The 18022-nt window shown below is 59.9% G+C and carries 16 protein-coding genes; 11 read left to right on the top strand and 5 right to left on the bottom strand.

The window, feature by feature from the left end; translation table 11 throughout:
* Window position 1: 1 nt before the first annotated feature.
* From ACI3K0_RS22360 to ACI3K0_RS22345, 4 genes are all read right to left on the bottom strand, one after another.
* Entirely contained in the window at window positions 2-796 is a 795-nt protein-coding gene (locus ACI3K0_RS22360) for an ABC transporter permease (protein ID WP_183685531.1), read from the bottom strand.
* Window positions 797-807: 11 nt separating this feature from the next.
* Window positions 808-1788 carry an ABC transporter permease gene (locus ACI3K0_RS22355; protein ID WP_183685529.1) on the bottom strand — a complete coding sequence of 327 codons (981 nt, stop codon included), beginning with the start codon at window positions 1786-1788 and terminating at the stop codon, window positions 808-810.
* Between the two features lie 94 nt (window positions 1789-1882).
* A complete protein-coding gene (locus ACI3K0_RS22350; RefSeq protein ID WP_183685528.1) occupies window positions 1883-2983 on the bottom strand; it encodes an extracellular solute-binding protein in 1101 nt (366 codons plus the stop codon).
* A gap of 60 nt (window positions 2984-3043) precedes the next feature.
* Window positions 3044-3784, bottom strand: coding sequence for an aspartate/glutamate racemase family protein (locus ACI3K0_RS22345; RefSeq protein ID WP_183685526.1), 741 nt, complete (start codon window positions 3782-3784; stop codon window positions 3044-3046).
* Window positions 3785-4119: 335 nt separating this feature from the next.
* Between ACI3K0_RS22345 and ACI3K0_RS22340 the strand changes: the two genes are divergently transcribed.
* Window positions 4120-4581, top strand: coding sequence for an Lrp/AsnC family transcriptional regulator (locus ACI3K0_RS22340; RefSeq protein WP_148146678.1), 462 nt, complete (start codon window positions 4120-4122; stop codon window positions 4579-4581).
* A 47-nt stretch (window positions 4582-4628) separates the two neighbouring features.
* Window positions 4629-5702: an NAD/NADP-dependent octopine/nopaline dehydrogenase family protein gene (locus ACI3K0_RS22335; RefSeq protein WP_183685524.1), complete on the top strand. Its 1074-nt coding sequence runs from the start codon at window positions 4629-4631 to the stop codon at window positions 5700-5702.
* A gap of 45 nt (window positions 5703-5747) precedes the next feature.
* Here ACI3K0_RS22335 and ACI3K0_RS22330 read toward each other — a convergent pair whose 3' ends face one another.
* Window positions 5748-6512 carry a GntR family transcriptional regulator gene (locus ACI3K0_RS22330; RefSeq protein ID WP_183685522.1) on the bottom strand — a complete coding sequence of 255 codons (765 nt, stop codon included), beginning with the start codon at window positions 6510-6512 and terminating at the stop codon, window positions 5748-5750.
* Window positions 6513-6626: 114 nt separating this feature from the next.
* Here ACI3K0_RS22330 and ACI3K0_RS22325 point away from each other — a divergent pair, with 114 nt between their 5' ends.
* The 9 genes from ACI3K0_RS22325 to ACI3K0_RS22285 all read left to right on the top strand — a co-directional run bounded on the left by ACI3K0_RS22325 (window position 6627) and on the right by ACI3K0_RS22285 (window position 17978).
* Entirely contained in the window at window positions 6627-7943 is a 1317-nt protein-coding gene (locus ACI3K0_RS22325; RefSeq protein ID WP_206828553.1) for a M20 family metallopeptidase, read from the top strand.
* A gap of 32 nt (window positions 7944-7975) precedes the next feature.
* Entirely contained in the window at window positions 7976-9523 is a 1548-nt protein-coding gene (locus ACI3K0_RS22320) for an ABC transporter substrate-binding protein (RefSeq protein WP_206828551.1), read from the top strand.
* Between the two features lie 68 nt (window positions 9524-9591).
* Window positions 9592-10539 carry an ABC transporter permease gene (locus ACI3K0_RS22315; RefSeq protein WP_148146671.1) on the top strand — a complete coding sequence of 316 codons (948 nt, stop codon included), beginning with the start codon at window positions 9592-9594 and terminating at the stop codon, window positions 10537-10539.
* Window positions 10532-11356 (top strand): ABC transporter permease, encoded by an 825-nt coding sequence (locus ACI3K0_RS22310; protein ID WP_148146670.1) that lies wholly within the window; start codon window positions 10532-10534, stop codon window positions 11354-11356. Before ACI3K0_RS22315 ends, ACI3K0_RS22310 begins: the two co-directional genes overlap by 8 nt.
* Before the next feature lie 10 nt (window positions 11357-11366).
* Complete coding sequence (locus ACI3K0_RS22305) at window positions 11367-12998, top strand: ABC transporter ATP-binding protein (protein ID WP_183685516.1); 1632 nt, start codon at window positions 11367-11369, stop codon at window positions 12996-12998.
* 35 nt (window positions 12999-13033) lie between these two features.
* Window positions 13034-14254 carry a M20 family metallopeptidase gene (locus tag ACI3K0_RS22300; RefSeq protein WP_404946280.1) on the top strand — a complete coding sequence of 407 codons (1221 nt, stop codon included), beginning with the start codon at window positions 13034-13036 and terminating at the stop codon, window positions 14252-14254.
* Window position 14255: 1 nt separating this feature from the next.
* Window positions 14256-15380 (top strand): Xaa-Pro peptidase family protein, encoded by a 1125-nt coding sequence (locus ACI3K0_RS22295; RefSeq protein WP_206828545.1) that lies wholly within the window; start codon window positions 14256-14258, stop codon window positions 15378-15380.
* A gap of 232 nt (window positions 15381-15612) precedes the next feature.
* Entirely contained in the window at window positions 15613-16386 is a 774-nt protein-coding gene (locus ACI3K0_RS22290) for a FadR/GntR family transcriptional regulator (protein ID WP_183685512.1), read from the top strand.
* An 83-nt stretch (window positions 16387-16469) separates the two neighbouring features.
* Entirely contained in the window at window positions 16470-17978 is a 1509-nt protein-coding gene (locus tag ACI3K0_RS22285; RefSeq protein WP_148146661.1) for an ABC transporter substrate-binding protein, read from the top strand.
* The last annotated feature ends 44 nt before the right edge of the window (window positions 17979-18022 follow it).

Below are 18022 nucleotides of genomic sequence, written 5' to 3'. Positions count from 1 at the left end.
GCTATCGGGTCCTCGAACGGCGGGTGAGATGTTCGGCATAAAGCCCGACGGCTGCGGTTACGATCAGCACGAGGGTCGCTATGGCGTTGATTTCAGGTGACATGCCGCCCTGCACCTTGGCGAAGATCAGCATGGGAAGGGTGGTCTGGTAACCGCCCAGGAAGAAGGTACGAACGAAATCGTCGATACTGGTAAGCACGCAGAAGACCATGCCGCCGGCGAGCGCCGGTGCCAGATAAGGCAGCGTGACGCGCATGAAGGCAACAAAACTGTCGGCACCGAGATCACGGGCCGCATCGACGAGATTGTTCGGCATCGAACGCAGCCGGGTCAGCACCATGATGACGACGAAGGGCACGGCGTGAACGGTATGCCCGAGAATGATCGCCCCGGTGCCGGTCGGGATGTCCAGAACGCGTATGAAGATACGCATCGAGATGGCATTGATCAGGCCCGGCACAACCGCCGGAAGACAGGCGAGTGCGAAGATCACGGAGCGGGCGATCATGCCCTCGGTGGTGATCAGCAGCGCAATCCACACACCGACGATCGTCGCAAACAGCGTCGTCATCAGGGCGATGAAGATCGAATAGGCACAGGCTTCGAGGAACTGCTTGTCCTGCAGCACCTGCGCATACCATTTGAGCGTCCACTTATCGATCGGGAAGGCGACGAAATTGGCATCCTTGAAGGAGATCGCCATCATCAGCGCCAGCGGCAGGAGCAGGTAGATGACGAACAGCCAGTAGGAGGCCTGAAGCGCGGTTTTGGGGAAGTCGGAAAAATACGTGCGCATGGGTCAGATCCTCACATCAGCTTGACGGTACGGCCGCCGACGACACGCATGAACAGACCGACCGTCGATAGCGAGACGGCAAGCATCAGGATGGAGAAGGCGGCACCTTCCGGCCATTTGTCGCTGGAGCCATGGAACAGGCTGGCGATGATTTCCGGGAAGATCGTCGAGTTCGGCCCGCCGAGAAGGAGCGGGGCGGCGAAGACGCCGATCGAGGTGAGATAGACGAGGCTGCAGCCCGAGATGATGCCGTCCCTCGACAAGGGCAGGATAACCCGGCGGAAACGCTGCCATGGTCCCGCGCCGAGATCCGCTGCTGCGTCGACCAGCGAGGTGGGGATCTTTTCGATCGCGGAATAGAGCGGCAGGAGCATGAACAGCGAGATCAGGTAGATGACGCCGAAGCTCAACGAGAAATAGTTGTAGAGCAGGATGATCGGGCGATCGATGAAGCCGATCTCGCGCAGGAAGACGTTCACGGCGCCACGGTTTGCCAGAAACATGATGACCGAGAAAGTGCGGATCAGCTCACCGGCCCAGAAGGGCGTCAGCAGCAGCAGCAGGGCACGGGTGCGGTTTTCCGGCTTGACCACTTTGGCAACGTAATAGGCGACGGGATAAACAACGACCAGCGTCGTGGCGGTGACGCAGACGGCAAATACGATGCTGCGCAGGAACGGCATGAAATAGAGCGGTTCCTGGAAGAACAGTCGGTAGTTGTCGAGCGTGTAGATCGCGCCGCCCGGTGCCGGCGGATAGTTGTCCATTATGCTGATACGGGCCATCTGGTAGATCGGGCCGATATGGAGCGTGATGATCCAGACCAGCGGGATTACCAGAAGCAGCGCGAGGCGGGCCATGCGACTGTTGGCGATGAGGCCGATCGTTGCGGCGTAAATCGGCGAATTCGCCAGCTTGCCGATCCATCCGGCATAGGAGGGGCCGGCCCTTGGAGACACTTTCGCGGTGTCGCTCATACTACTGTCGACCATCATTACGTTCCCATTCGTCTTTTTGCTTTTGACTGCAGTTCCGAGCGGCCGGTCCCTGTTGTGGGACCGGCCGTCGGTGTCACGGATGGGCGGCTCAGCCGGCCTTAACTTCGGCCGAAGCCTTGTCGATCATGTCGTTCTTCATCTTGCGGTTCTTAGAGCTGAAGAACTGGATGCGCTGCATCTGTTCGTCCGGCAGTGTCATGGCAGCGCGTTCCTTGTCGGTCAGGACCGTGTCGACACCGGCAAAGGCCGACGCGAAACCGGACTGGCGGGTCATCGCCGCACCGATTTCCGGCGAGGCCAGCATGGCGTTGAGGAACTGATAGGCCGCTTCCGCATTCGGCGCGTTGTTGACGACGTTGAACGAGTACAGGAAGCCGTAGGTACCTTCCTTCGGGATGGAAAGTTCGATCGGGTGGCCGTCCATGATCAGCTTGGCGGCCGGGCCGGACCATGCCTGCGCGACATAGATGTCCTCGTTGACGAACATCTGCTGCACTTCGGAACCGGCATCGTAATATTTGCGGACCTGCCCCTTGTTCTTGATCAGGTAGTCGCGGGCCTTGTTGGTGGCTGCAAGCGCTTCGGCTTCCTTGCCCTCATAGGTGACGTAATCGCCGTCGGTGCCCTGATACTTCATGGTGATCGAAAGGAAGTCGGAGACGATGTAGGACGTCAGTTCCTTGTACTGCTCGTCGAACATGATGTCCCAGCTGTCGGAAGCCTTGGTGTAATCGGTGTTGCGCACGAGACCTTCGAACCCGGCGAGAAGCGGCACGCCATAGGTCTTGCCGTCGATGGTCAGCTGCGGCGCGCCGGCATAGGCAGGCGCGAGCTTGTTCCAGTTTCCGATCCGGCCGGTGTCGAGCGGGGACAGGAGGTTGGAGGTGATGAACTGCGACAGGCGATGGCCGGTGACGGTGACGATATCGGTGGACGGCGCGTTGCCTTCAGCAGCAAGCAGATTGTACTGCTTGCCCTGGTCGTCGGTCAGGCGGATGCGGACTTCGATGCCGGTATCTTTCTGGAACTGGTCGATGAAGGATTGGGGAACGAATTTGTCATAGGTGGTGATGTTGACCACCTTGCTCTGCGCCATCGCAGGGCGGATGATCGACGGTGCAGCCAGGATGCCGGTCCCAGCGGCCAGCATCTTGAGCGTCGAACGGCGTGTCTGTGTGAAGTCTCGCATGTCAGTCTCCTTACTTTCCTGTCCGGGTTCCCCTAGGCATTGCAGACTTCACACCCCCAGTTAGTGTATCGGCGCTGCCAGCCCTGTTTCCGCCTTGGCCGCTCGGGCCGCCGCAAGAGATATGTCGACCGCGGCATCGGCATGCAGCAGGGTCGAATCGAATGTCGGAATGTCGAAATCGTCGGCGCTCACCAGAAGGCCGATCTCGGTGCAGCCCAGGATGACGCTGTCGGCACCGGCCGCCTTGCCCTTGGCGACGATATCCAGATAGCGCTGATGCGAGGCGCTCTTGACGACGCCGCAGCACAATTCGCCGAAAATGATGTCGTGGACGTCCTGCCGGTCTTCCGCATCGGGGATCAGAACGTCCAGGCCGAACTTGTCTTCCACCCGGCGACGGTAGAAATCCTGTTCCATCGTGTAGCGTGTGGCGAGAAGCAGCGGCCGTTTGCAGCCGGCGGCCGTCACGGCCTCGCCGGTCACGTCGGCAATATGCAGCAGCGGCACGTCGACGGAGTTCTGCACGTCGTCCGCCAGAAGATGCATCGTGTTGGTGCAGATCAGGATCATGTCCGCGCCAGCCTGTTCCAGATCTCTCGCCACCTTGCTCAATTCGCCTGCCGCCTGTTCCCAGGCCCCCAGTTTTTGAAGGGTTACGATATCCTGAAAATTGACAGAACGCATTACCACGTCCGCAGAATTTAACCCTCCGAGCCGCTCGCGCACCTGCTCGTTGACGCGACGGTAATAGACAGCAGTGCTTTCCCAGCTCATGCCACCGATCAGACCAATCCTTTTCATCTTTCCACCCATCAGGTTGTTGTGTTTGGAAAGAGGGTAGACAAACAGGCATGGAGACGGATTGCTTTTTTTGACAATGATCAGATTGATATTGCAATGTCATCCTAGCAAATCACGAATTTGATAGGATGATTTGACAGAATTGTTGGATCGTTTAAATTTTGATCATCGCTGCATGGATTTTGGGCGGATGTCCATCCGCCGGGAGGGTGGAGTGCGCGCAAAATATCGCTCGATACGCTCCTGTGCGAACAATCATCCCCTATTGCTGCGGCGACGAATGGAAAAAATTCCCACGCAAACTTGTCAAAGCGCAATTTTATCCCGGAGCTGTCATGTTTGACCAAATCGACCGGAAGATCATCGAAATCCTTCAACAGAATGCCGAAAAATCGGTTGTCGAGATCGCTGAAGAGGTGGGCCTGTCGCATACGCCCTGCTGGCGCCGGATCAAGCGGATGGAGGATATTGGGCTGATCCGCTCCAAGGTGGCACTGATCGACCGACGTATGGCAAATGTGCCGATGACGATCTTCATCTCGGTGAAGGTGCCGCGACACACCACGACCTGGCTCGACGATTTCCGCAAAGAGATCAAGGAAATCCCCGAAATTCTCGAGGCCTATCGGCTGACCGGCGATGCCGACTATCTGCTGCGCGTCGTGGTGCCAGATATCGATGTCTACGACCAGGTTTACAAGAACCTGATCAGCCGGCTGGAATTCTCCGACCTGAGTTCTTCCATCGCCATGGAGGAAATGAAGTTTACAACGGCGCTGCCGACCAAATACATGTAGCGCCCACCCCTACGTTTATAAATCGTCTCAATCATCAAGGAGAAACCATGCGCGTCAGTATCCTCGGAGCCGGATCGATCGCATTCGGAATGGCCGCCTATCTTGCAAAGGAAGGCCATGACCCCATGCTGTGGTCACCATCCGGAAAGAGCGCGCAGGCGCTCGCCGACGGAGCCGAACTGACCGCGAATGGTGCCTTCGACTTCTCCGGCCGGGTGCGCATTGCCAAGGATTGCGAAGAGGCGGTGACCTCTGCCGATGTCATCGTCGTCGCGTTGCCGGGTTACGGCCACAAGGCCGCGTTCGATGCCGCAATTCCGTATCTCAAATCCGGTCAGCCGGTGATCATCTCCTCGCATTGCTCTTTTGGCGCGCTTTATCTCTCGAAGGGACTTGCCGCGCGTGGCGTAAAACTGCCGATCAGCGTCTGGGGTACGACGCTTCTGACCGGCCGGGTGCAGCCGGATATGACGACGGTGAAGGTCAATACGGTTCGCCAGAAGGTGGATATCGCCACCCTGCCGAAATCCGACATCGATGCAGGGCATGCGCTTTGCACCGAGCTTTTCGGCGATCGTTTCGTCAAGCGCGATGGCGTGATGGCGATTTCGCTCAGCAACCTCAACCCGCAGAACCACCTTGGCATTGCGCTGCTCAACCTTACCCGCATGGAAAAGGGCGAGACCTGGGGACAGGGCGACAACATTACCCCGACCGTCGGTCGCGTCATCGAGACACTCGACGAGGAGCGGCTTGCGATTGCCGGGACGCTCGGCCTGTCTGTGCGCACCGTGCGCGAGCACTTCTCGCTGTCCTTCCATGTGCCGATGGGCAGCGTGTCGGAGATGAACCAGCAGATGCATGCGGAAGGTCGCGGCGGCTTTGGCCCGACGACGGTCGACAGTCGCTACATCTACGAGGACGTGCCCTTCGGCCTCGTGCCGACCTCGTTGCTCGGTCGTCTCGCCGGCAAGCCGACGATGCTGCATGATGCGGGAATTGCGATGATGTCGGCCGCGACCGGCCACGACCTGCCGGGACAGAATGATCTTCTGCCGGCGCTCGGTATCGATGCGCTGACGATCGATGAGGTCGCAAGGCTTTGTGACGAGGGTTATTGAACAGGGTGGTATCAGCCGGACCGAGATATCGGTCCGGCGTCGAGATCATTGGACTTCGTTGACATAACGATGGTTGGCGGTCGTTGCCCGGTGCGCCGAAATCAGCACGGGCACTGCCATCTGGTCATAGGCTATTTCATCGATGGTGAGCACGGCTGCCGGCAGTTTCAGATCCAGCCAGCGGGCATCATCCTCGTTGGCAAGATCAGCGCCGATCTGTTCGCGCACCGCAGATATGCGAAGGCCGTGATGTTCCAGAAGATGCAGGTAAAACAGCGACGGAATATCCTCTTTCCTCTCCGGAAAATTCGGCACCTTTTCGCGTGAGAGGGTGAGTGTCTCGTGCATGATCGGTCGGTCATCGATGCTTCTGAAACGATGGAAACGGACGATTGGCGCGTCTTTTTCGATCTGCAGCTTTCCAGCCTCATCTGCGGATGCCGTCGCATGATCAAGTGAGGTCACCGTTGTTACCGACTTGCTCAGCGAGCCATCGAGACCGTGAAGGCGAAAATACTGGAAAAACAAGCGAAGGCTGTGCTGCGGCTTGCGGCCGGTGACGACCGTGCCGGTCTTGCGGCGGCGGCTGAGGATGCCGTCATTGGTGAGATCCATGAGGGCACGACGGATGGTGCCGACGGCGACCCCGTAGGTTTGCGACAATGCCACTTCACTAGGCAGAACCGACCCTGGCTCAAGTTTGCCGATCATGATCGCTTCCGTGATCTGCCGCTTAACCACTTCATAAAGCGGTAATGAAAGCTCGCCGAGCTTTCCGGCATCTGATGATATATTGGGCAATTCCGGCAATTATTTGCCTCTTCTTTGGAGTTGACTCGCTATCCCGATCTACGCAGTATTACTATATAGTTTATATTAAAGCGCAAGCTGAGGAGGCGAGCGCCGGAGGCCGAGGATACCACAATGACCGTGCCGCAGCCCGATCTTCATCATGACCCTCTTACGTCTGCCATGACAGCGATTGAGCGCGATGTCGAGATCGCGGTTCGGGATTTGTCACGCATGGTTGCGGTCGATACGTCCTTTCCGCCAGGCGAAGGCTATGGGCCATTTGCCGATCTGATGAGCGAATTGCTGACGCCGCTTGGCTTTGATTTTGAGCGTGTGACGGTACCGCGCGACCTCTGGCATGTTGCCGGTGGTCCGGCATCCGGCGAGCGTACGAACTTGGTTGCGACACGCGAGACCGGCAAGCCGGTCTGTGGTCTTTATTATCATGTCGATACGGTTCCGGTCGCGCCCGGATGGACGCGCGACCCGCTCTCTCTGACGATCGAGGGCGACAATCTCTATGGTTTGGGCGCTGCCGACATGAAGGGCACGATCGCCGCAACGCTTCTAGCGCTGCACGCCGCCAAATCATGCGGCGTGCCGCTTGCCTACGATCCGATGCTGCTGCTTTGCACCGATGAGGAAGGCGGCCTTTATCCGGGCATCCGCTATCTCGCTGAACAGGGCATGTTGAAGGGCCATATCCTGAATTTCAACGGCTCGGCTGCGCCGCGTGTCTGGGCCGGCTGTTTCGGTATCTTCAATCTGCAGGTGACCATCACCGGCCATGCAGTGCATGCAGGCGAGGGCAACAGGACTGGCGCAGGCCTCAACGCCATCGAAGGCGCATTGCCGGTGCTGAACGCGCTTGCAGCGCTGAAGCCCATCGTCGCTGAGCGGGAATCGAAGCTCGCGCCGCCGCCGCATGCGACCGGCCCGCTTCGGCCATCGCTGACGATTGCGGCGGTCAATGGCGGGACGGCGGGCGGGCAGGTGCCGGCAGAAATCAAGATCCTTGTTTCGCGTCGTTATGCGCCGGAAGAAAATTATGAAGCGGCGCGCGCCGAGATCGAGGCCACGATCCGCACCTGCCTTGCCGGAACGGATCTCAAGCTCGCCGTCGATCTCGTCGGCCACCTGATCCCGACCGATGATCCGGACGGCCCGCACTGGCCGCGCTGGCAAAAGGCGCTGTCGGAAGGTTTCGGCTACGGCGAAGAAGACTTTGCCAAATGGGGCGCGGCCTCGTGTTCGGACTTCGGTTACGTGCAGAAGGCTGGCTTCGGCCCCGAAGTGCTGCTCGGCGGCCTCGGCCGGCCGGAAAGCTGCATCCACAGCCCGGAAGAACACACGACTCGGCAGGACATTATCGCGCTCGCCAAAAGCATTCTCGCCTATCTCGCGGCGGATTTTGCCGCCGATTCGATCCCAGAAATACGCCATTCCTGAAAACCGCAGCAAATAACCAAGGGAACTGAAACATGCTGGAAATGAAACGCCGCTTCTTCCTCGCGGGCACCGCCGCCATCCTTGCAGCACCTTCGATGAGCTTTGCCCAAGCGACGCCGGCCAAGGGCGGCACGCTGAAGATCTCTGTCGACCAGGCGGCAAGCGTCATTCATCCGCTGCTTACTCGCGTCAACCCAGAATATCTCGTCACTGAGCTGCTCTACAGCAACCTGACGCGCCTACGCGTCGACATGTCTGTCGAGCCGGATCTGGCCGAGAGCTGGAGCGCCAACGATGCGCTGACCGAATGGACCTTCAAGCTGCGCACAGGCGTTACCTTCCATGACGGTTCCGCCTTCACCGCCAAGGATGTCGTCGCGACCTTCAAGGCGATCCTCGATCCGGCAACGGCTTCGCCGGGCCGCAACAATGTCGGCCCGATCGCCGATATCGTCGCCGTCGACGATGCGACCGTGCTGTTCAAGCTTTCCGGCGGCTATGCCGACTTGCCCGTCTCTATGGCTTATACGAATGCCCGTATCATTCCGGCCGCCATTGCCACCGGCGACCTGAAAAGCCTGTCGACCAAGGCCATCGGCACCGGCCCGTTCAAGCTCGTTTCCTACGAGCCGGACCGCCTGATCGTCGTCGAGCGCAACGAAAAGTATTACGACCCGGCACGCCCTTATCTCGACCGCGTCGAAGTGCATGTCTTCCCGGACACGTCGGCTGAAAGCTCTGCATTGTTGTCCGGCGATATCGACATCATCTCCACCATCCAGCCGCCGGAATTCATGCGCGTCGATGGCAATGACGGCATTACCACGCTGCGCACGCCGTCTGGCCAGTTCTGCAACATCAACTTCGGTTGCGACACGGCACCGTTTAACGATCCGCGCGTCCGCCGTGCCATCGCGCTGACCGTCGACCGCGAAGCCATGGTCGGTTTCGTCACCGAAGGTTTCGGCACGATCGGAAACGACACGCCGCTCAACCCGTCCTACCGGTTCTTCAAACAGGTCAAACAGCGTGAGGCCAATATCGCCGAAGCCAAGAAGCTTCTCACTGAGGCCGGTTTCCCGAATGGTCTCGAAGCAACCCTGATCGCCTCCGACCGCCCGGCGGTGCGCACCCAGCTTGCCGTCGCACTGCGTGAAATGGCCAAGGAAGCCGGCATCAACATCAATGTCCAGACCATGCCGCATGCGACCTATCTGGAGCAGGTATGGAAGAAGGGTTCGTTCTACGTCGGCTTCTACAACATGCAGCCGACCCCGGATGGCATCTTCAAGCTGCTCTACACCTCGGATGCGGCCTGGAACGAGACGCGCTGGAACAACAAGGCATTCGATAAGCTGGTCGGCGAAGCCCGCGGCACGACCGACGAGGCAAAGCGCACCGAGCTTTACACCAAGGCACAGGAAATCATGAACGAGGAAGTTCCCTCGATCATCCCGTCCTTCTTCGACGTTCTGGCCGCCAAGCGCAGCTGGGTCGAAGGTTTCGAAGCCCATCCGCGCGCATCCGTCTATCGCCTCGACTACGCTTCGCTTTCCGATAAGGCACCGAAGCGCGGCTGATCCATCCGACCGCCAATATCGCCGGGCGCCTTGATGGCGTCCGGCCCTCTTGACCAAGGAATACGCCCCTGTCTCCGAACTATATAGCCAAGCGGCTGGTGATGATCGTCTACACGCTTCTTGTCGTGTCGCTGATCGTCTTTGCCATTACCCAGATCCTGCCCGCCGACGCGGCGGTGATGATGCTGGGCGAAAACGCCACCCCGGAAGCGCTCGATGCGCTGCGCCAGACGATGGGTCTCGATGCGCCGATCTGGCAGCAATATGCGACCTGGCTCTGGCATGTCGTGCAGGGTGACCTCGGCACCTCGCTGCGCACCGGCCAACCGGTTGGCCCCGCCATGTTCGAAGCGCTTGGTCGATCCCTCATTCTGGCCTTCTTCTCGATCGGCCTGATGCTTATCCTCGCCATTCCGCTCGGCATCATCGCCGCCATCCGTCGCGGCAAGATCGCCGACATGGTGGTGAGCCTGATTTCCTATGCCGGCGTAGCACTTCCCGAATTCGTTACGGCAACGATCGCCGTTCTTCTCTTTGCCGACTGGATGAAGTGGCTGCCGCCGACCGGTTACGTGCCGCTGACGGAGGATTTCTTCGGCGGTATCGCGCATCTGGTGCTACCGGTCTGCGTCATCTCGATCATCCTGATCGCCCACGTGTCCCGCATGGTGCGCTCCGAACTCGTCGATGTGCTGCATACGGACTATATCCGCGCCGCAAGGCTTAAAGGCCTGTCGCGCGGTCACGTGCTGCGCCACCACGCGTTGCGCAATGCGCTTCTGCCGACCATCACCATCGTCGCGCTCGATGTCGGTTATCTTCTCGGCGGCGTTATTGTCGTCGAGGAAATCTTCGCCATTCCCGGTATCGGACGCCAGCTGATCGTCGCCATCCAGGCGCGTGACCTGCCTGCCATCCAGGCCGGTGTGCTGATCATGGCTGCCACCTATTCGATCGTCAATTTCATTGCCGACATCCTCTATGCCTGGCTCGACAAGAGGATCCAGTATGACTGAGTTCATGAAACGCCTGCTGAAGACGCCGCAAGGCGCGATCGGCACCTTCCTCGTGGTGCTGGTCCTCGCGATCGTTGTGTTCGGCCCGTTGGTCGCGCCGTATGATCCGGAAAAATTGTCGCCGCTCGCCCGCTACAAGGGGCCCAGTGCCGCCTACTGGCTCGGCACCGATCAGTATGGCCGTGATATCTTCAGCCGGCTATTGATCGGCGCCCGCGCCACCGTCGTCATGGCGGTTCTGGCGACCATCGCCGGGACGCTGATCGGCGCGTTGATCGGCACCGCTTCCGCCTTCCTCGGCGGCCGCGCCGACGAGCTGATCATGCGTACCATCGATGCGGTCATGTCGATCCCGAGCCTGTTGTTTGCGCTACTGGTGGTCAACCTGCTCGGCTCCAGCACGGTCAACGCGCTGGTCGCTGTTGCTATCGCATTCGCGCCCGGCATGGCCCGGATCACCCGAAGCGTGGCGCTGTCGGTGCGCAAGCAGGATTATGTGAATGCGGCAATCGCCCGCGGCGAAAGCTCCGGCTACATCATCCGCCGCGAAATGCTGCCGAACGTGATCGCGCCGATCATCGTCGAGATGACCATTCGTGTGTCCTTTGCCGTGATGTTGTTTGCGACGCTCTCCTTCCTCGGTCTCGGCGCACAGCCGCCGGCTGCTGAATGGGGCCTGATGGTCTCGGAAGCCCGCCGCTACATGCATATGTCGGCTGGCATCCTGATCTGGCCGAGCGTGGCGATCGCCATCGTCGCCGTCGGCTTCAACCTTCTGGGCGACGGTCTCCGCGATGCCCTCAATCCGCGGACCTGAGGTGACACCCATGACAAATACCGAGAACAAGCCGGTGCTCTCCATCGAGAACTATTCGCTGGATTACGAGACCGCTAACGGCACGTTTCACGCGCTGAAAAACATCGATCTCGCCATCAACCGCGGCGAAATCCTCGGCCTCGTCGGCGAAAGCGGCTCAGGCAAGACCTCGCTCGCATGGTCGATCATGCGCTACCTGCCGAAAAATGCCCGTGAACCGGGCGGGCAAATCCTGCTCGGCGGCGACAACCTGCTCGATAAATCCGAACGGCAGATGGAGGCCATCCGCGGCCGGCGCATCAGCATGGTGTTTCAGGACCCGAGCACGTCACTCAACCCGACGCTGTCGCTCGGCACGCAGTTGGCCGAAGTTCTCATTCGCCACCGCGGCCTCACCCGCCAGCAGGCGTGGAAGGAAGGCGAGGAACGGCTGGCCCATGTGGGGCTGAAGACGCCGGCGCAGATGATGCACCGCATGCCGCATGAGGTTTCCGGTGGTGAAAAGCAGCGTGTCGTCATCGCGTCGGCCTTCGCCTGCAACCCGGAATGCATCATTTTCGACGAGCCGACCACGGCGCTCGACGTGATCACCTCACGGCAGATCCTCGATCTGTTCGTCGAGTTGCAGGCCGAGACGGGTGTCGCTTCGCTCTATATCTCGCATGATTTGGCGCTGGTTGCCCGCACGGCAAGCCGCGTGGCCGTGATCAAGCGTGGCGATATCGTCGAGCAGGGCACGGTCCGCGACATCTTCACCAATCCGCAGCAGGACTATACCCGCGAGCTGATCGACGCCGTTCCCGACCCGGCTCATCGTCTGGTGAAGGAGGATGTGGTCGTGGCCGAAAAGCCGCTGGTGAAGGTCGAGAATGTCAGCGTGCATTTCGGCCGCAAGTCGTTCCTCGCGGCACTGATCGGCAAGAAGACCGATCGTGTTACCGGCAATAACGCGATCAGCCTCAGCGTCAATCCGGGTGAGATTCTCGGCATCGTCGGCGAGAGCGGGTCGGGCAAGTCGACGCTTGCCAAGGCCATGACAGGCCTCAACCGGTTCGAAGGCAAGATCTGGTTCGACGGGCGTGAGATCAGGCATCTCGGCGATATGGACAATGCCTATCGCAAGGACGTGCAGATCATCTTCCAGCATCCGGATGCCTCGCTCAATCCGCGCCAGAAGATCTTTGAGATCCTCTCGCGGCCGCTGAAACTGTTCGGTGATGGGAGCGATCTCGAAAAGCAGGTCGGCGACATGCTGGAACAGGTGCGCCTGCCACGCACCCATGCCAACCGTTATCCGCACCAGCTTTCCGGTGGCGAGAAACAGCGTGTGGCAATTGCCCGTGCCTTTGCCTCGAAGCCGAAGCTGGTCATCTGCGACGAGATCACCTCGGCGCTCGACGTTTCGGTTCAGGCTTCCGTGGTGGAGCTTCTGCTCGAACTGCAGAAGGCGAGCGGCACGGCCTATCTGTTCATCACCCATGATCTCAACCTGATCCGCCAGATCGCCCACCGGATCGCCGTCATGTATCGCGGCGATCTGATCGAGGTGGTGAAGGCCGACGAGATCGATAGCCCTGACCGGGCCGACTATACCCGCCGGCTGATCGAAGCGGTGCCGCGCGCGGCGGCCCAATTTCAATGACCAATACAAGTGATACTGCATCAAGGAGCATGACAATGGACCCGAAGTCCCTCGTGGATCGGATCGACGAAAAGGCCTGCCTCGATTTCCTGTCGAAAATGGTCCAGCACAAGAGCCATTCGGAGACCGAAGGCGAGAAGGATCTCGCCCGCTGGATGGCCAAGGAACTCGAAAAGATCGGCGTCGAGGCCGAGCTTCAGGCGTTTGACGAAGGCCGCCGTTTCAACACGATCGGTCGCCTGAAAGGTGAGGGCGGGGGCAAGAGCCTGCTGTTCAACGGCCATCTCGACACCAACCCGGTGACCGAAGGCTGGACGGTCGATCCTTATGCCGGCCTGGTCGACGACAAGTTCATCTACGGCATCGGCGTGTCCAACATGAAGGCCGGTGATGCGGCCTATTTCTGCGCGGTAAAGACCCTGCTCGATGCCGGTGTCAAGCTGAAGGGCGATGTGGTCCTGACCTTCGTCGTCGGCGAATTGCAGGGCGGCGTAGGCACGCTGGCGGCGATCAGGAGCGGCGTGAAGGCCGACTATTTCATCAACAGCGAGCCGAGCGATCTCGTTGCCGTGACCATGCATGCGGCGGCACTCAGCTATGTGATCGAACTGACCGGCGACACGCGTCATTTGTCGAAGCGCGAGGAATCCGTCGATGCGATTGCAGCCGCCTGCGATATCATTCCGCGCATCAATGCGATGACCTTCAGCGGCGCCAAGAGCGATGAACATCGCTCGATCAATCGTGGCCATGTCGGCGTCGTTCATGGCGCGCTCGGCCGCGATTTTGCCGAATGGCGTCCGCCGCAGGTGGCCGATTTCGTCCGCCTGCGCGGTTCGCTGCGTTATGCGCCGGGCCAGACGCAGGAGAGCGTGCTGGCAGACGTCGAAGCTGAACTGCGCCTGCTCGAAGGCCGTTTCCCCGGGCTTCGGGCCAAGCTCGTTCCGGACATGATCGAAGGCCGCCCGCTGATGCCGCCTTTCGAGGTTTCGCCGGATAGCCGCATCGTCAAGTCGATCAATGCCGCTTACGAAGCCGTGCGCGGCGAAAAGCAGCCAACCGGTGCTATCACCCCCACGCGTTTCTACGGCACCGATGCTGGCCATCTCTATCATGAACTTGGCATGGAAGGCATCGTCTGCGGTCCGGGTGGCCGGTACAACACCATGCCGGACGAGCGCGTCGATACCATCGACTTCCTCGACATGATCCGCGTCTACATGCTGACCATCCTCGATATCTGCGAGGTGGCATAAGATGTTCTCCCGGGCGGAATATGATCGTCGTATCGCTCTCGCCCGGGACGCCATGGCGTCTTCTGGCGCCGATCTGCTTCTCGTCGACAGCGGCGAACTTCTCGCATGGCTGACGGGCTATACTGTCTCCGAAACCATGTATCGCGCGGCGTTCCTGCCGCGCGAAGGTGAAGCCTGGTTTTGTTTGCGTGCGCTCGATGAAGCCCCATGCCGGGAGAAGAGCTGGATTACCGATGTCGTCGGCTTTGCCGATACCGATGAAGCGCATTCGGCCGTTACCGCAAGCATCCGCGACCACGGTTTTGGCAGAGCGCGGATTGCTCTCGATACAAATTCCTACAGCATGAGTGCCGCCACTTTCATGCGGCTGCAGGCGCTTCTGCCCGAAGCCACTTTCGTGCCGATGCCCGGCCTGAGCGACAGCCTGCGCTGGGTGAAATCCGAGGAAGAGATTGCCGTTCTTGCCCAGGCATCCGAAATTGCCGATAAGGCGATGGCGGAGATCGCAAGACAGGCAAAGCCCGGCATGACGACGCGCGATGCAGCCGCCATTGCATCAGGTGTGTTCCTGCGCGAGGGCGCCGATACCGGTGAGGTCGGTCCGGTGGTCAAGGCCTCCGGCAGCCATGAGTTTCTTCACGGCGTGTTCAAGACCGAGGCGATCGAGGAGGGCGACGTGCTGCATGTCGAGCTCATTCCACGCGTCGGCAATTACGGCGCGCGGATGATGCGGCCGATCGTGGTGGGCAAGCCATCGGATGCGCTTACAGCCGCTGCCGGGAAGCTGATCGAGCTACAGGATCTGCAGATCGCTGCGATGAAACCCGGCGCTATCGCCAGCGATGTCGACGCGATCATGCGCAACGGCGCGCTCGATGCCGGCCTGCGGCCGGTCTACGACAATGTCACTGCCTATACGCTCGGTCTCTACACCCGGACCCCGCGTACCAGTGACTTTTCCGGCACCTTCCTGCCGACATCCGACTGGCCGCTGGAGGAAGGCATGGTCTTCCATCTCTATGCCACAGCGCAGGGCCTCGGCTTTAGTGAAACCGTGGTGGTCGCCAAGCAGGGCGGTATTCGCCTCACAAAGTCCCCACGCGTCATCATGCGCGCAACGGTCTGAAACACCGTCTCCGGCACCAGTTCCGATGTCTGCAACCTTGCCGGCACCTCACCCGAGATGCTGGCGTTTCGCTGTGCAGATGTGGCGGCAGGTTGAAGACTGCCGGACCAACTAACCTTGTTTGCTTACATTTTGAGCGATGGTCGGCGAAGCCTAAAAAATGGCTTGACGGGCGTGAGAAAAATCCTCCAAGATGAACCAATAGACAATTGGTTCGACCAAATGGTGCGAGTTGACTGCAAACCCTAACGACAATTCCAACTTTGCGCTGGCGAGGCTTCGCGAGTTCATCCGCAATGAAGAACTGGCGAAAGATGGCCGCCTGCCGACGGAAAGGGCGTTTGCGGAGACCTTGAATGTCGGCCGTCGGGCAGTCCGCCGTGCGCTGGAAGTCCTGGAGGCGGAGGGGCTGGTCTGGCGGCGTCAGGGAGCCGGAACCTTTCTGGGTGAAAAGCCGGATGGCTGGTCTGCTCAGGTCGATGAACTGGTTGCCGGTACCGACTTCATGGAAATCATGGAGGTTCGCCTTCGCATCGAGCCGCAGCTTGCGCAACTTGCGGCAATGCGTGCCAAGCCTTCCGAGATCGAGCGGATGCGCGCTCTCGCTGAAAAGACCGGCCAGAGCACGGATGCCGATTCCAAGGAGCTTTGGGACGGTTCGCTGCATCGCCAGATCGCCCAGAGCGCTGGCAACGGCCTGTTCTTGTCGATTTTCGACGTGGTCAACCGCGTTCGTCAGGACGAGGCATGGCAGTCCATCCGCGAACGCGCCCGGCGCACCGGAACCAATGGGCGAACCTCTTACGAACAGCACATGGCGATCGTCGATGCGATTGCCGCCCGGGATCCCGGGCGGGCGGGCGAAGCCATGCGCCAGCACCTTCTGATGCACCAGGAGCGCCTGATCCGCGCCACCTCACTTGAGTTTCTCGACGACACTGCTTCGGCGGTGTCGTCGTCCGATACGGAGGAAACCGACGGAGGCGACATCAGCGCCGCCTCGTGATCCGCCGACTGAAGACCGCCTGGCCCGTCGGGCCGGCCAACAAGAAAAATAACGTCAAAGATAGTCAGACCAGAGGATAGAACATGAAGAGAATTACCGCTTTGAGTGCGGCGCTGCTCGCCAGTGCCTTGATGGCCATGCCGGCCATGTCGTCTGAACTACGCATCGGTCTCAACGACGACGCGGACGTGCTGGATCCTGCCCAGTCGCGCACCTTTGTCGGCCGCATCGTCTATACCGCGATGTGCGACAAGCTTGTCGATATCGACCAGGACATGAAGGTCGTCCCGCAGCTCGCCACCGAATGGGCCTGGTCCGAAGAGGGCAAGGTTTTGACGATGAAGATCCGTGATGGCGTCAAGTTCCATGACGGCGAAGTGCTCGATGCTGCAGCCGTTGTCGCCACCATCGAACGCAACATGACGCTGCCGGAATCGCGCCGCAAGAGCGAGCTTTCCTCGGTCGCCAAGGTCGAGGCAACCGGTCCGCTGGAAGTCAAGTTCACCTTGAAATCCGCTGACGTGACGCTGCTTGCCCAGCTCTCCGATCGCGCCGGCATGATCGTTGCGCCGAAGGCTGCCAAGGAACTCGGCGCCAATTTCGGCTCCAAGCCGGTTTGCGCCGGCCCGTTCAAGTTCGTCGAGCGTATCCAGCAGGATCGTATTGTGCTGGAAAAATTCGCCGACTACTGGGACAAGGATAAGGTTCTGGTCGACAAGGTGACCTACCTGCCGATCCCCGACACGACCGTGAAGCTCGCCAACCTGCGTTCGGGCGATCTCGACATGGCCGAGCGTATTTCCGCTTCCGACGCGGAATCGGTGAAGAACGACGCGAACCTCACCTATGCCGACGTCATCGGTCCGGGTTACATGGCGATGTATGTCAACATCGGCAACGGCCCGCGTGCGGACAATCCGCTGGGCAAGGACAAGCGCCTGCGCCAGGCATTTTCGCTGGCGATCGATCGCGAAGCAATCGGCCAGATCGTTTTCGAAGGCACGTCCAAGGCCGGCAACCAGCCGTTCCCGCCGTCGAGTCCCTGGTTCGACAAGGATATCCCGGTTCCGGCCCGCGATATAGAAAAGGCCAAGCAGCTGATGAAGGAAGCGGGCTATGAGAAGCTCGATATCGAGCTGCAGCACGCCAACAATACCACCCAAACGCAGATGATGCAGGTCATCCAGTCGATGGTGGCCGAAGCCGGCTTCAACGTCACGCTGAAGGCAACCGAATTCGCCACGCTTCTTTCCGAACAGACCGCCGGCAACTATCAGCTGTCCCGTTCGGACTGGTCCGGCCGTATCGATCCGGATGGCAATATTCACCAGTTCGTCACCTGCAAGGGCGGCATTAACGACGTGAAATATTGCAACCCGAAGGTCGACGAGCTGCTCAACGCGGCCCGCGCCTCAACCGATGACGCTGTCCGCAAGGAAAAGTATGACGCGGCCATGACGATCCTCGATGAGGACATGCCGATCATCTACCTCGGCCACCAGCCTTATGCCTACGCCCTTTCCAAGAAGGTCAAGGGCTGGGCTCCGTCGCCGGACGGCATGATCCGTCTGCTCGGCGTCAGCAAGGACTGATCGCTAATTTCATAAAGGCAGCCGCACGGGGACATTCCTCGTGC

This window comes from Rhizobium sp. ZW T2_16, assembly GCF_044987325.1.
GTDB lineage: Bacteria > Pseudomonadota > Alphaproteobacteria > Rhizobiales > Rhizobiaceae > Neorhizobium > Neorhizobium cellulosilyticum.
The sequence above is the reverse complement of the archived record's forward strand: the minus strand, read 5'-3'. Positions and strand labels throughout refer to the sequence as shown.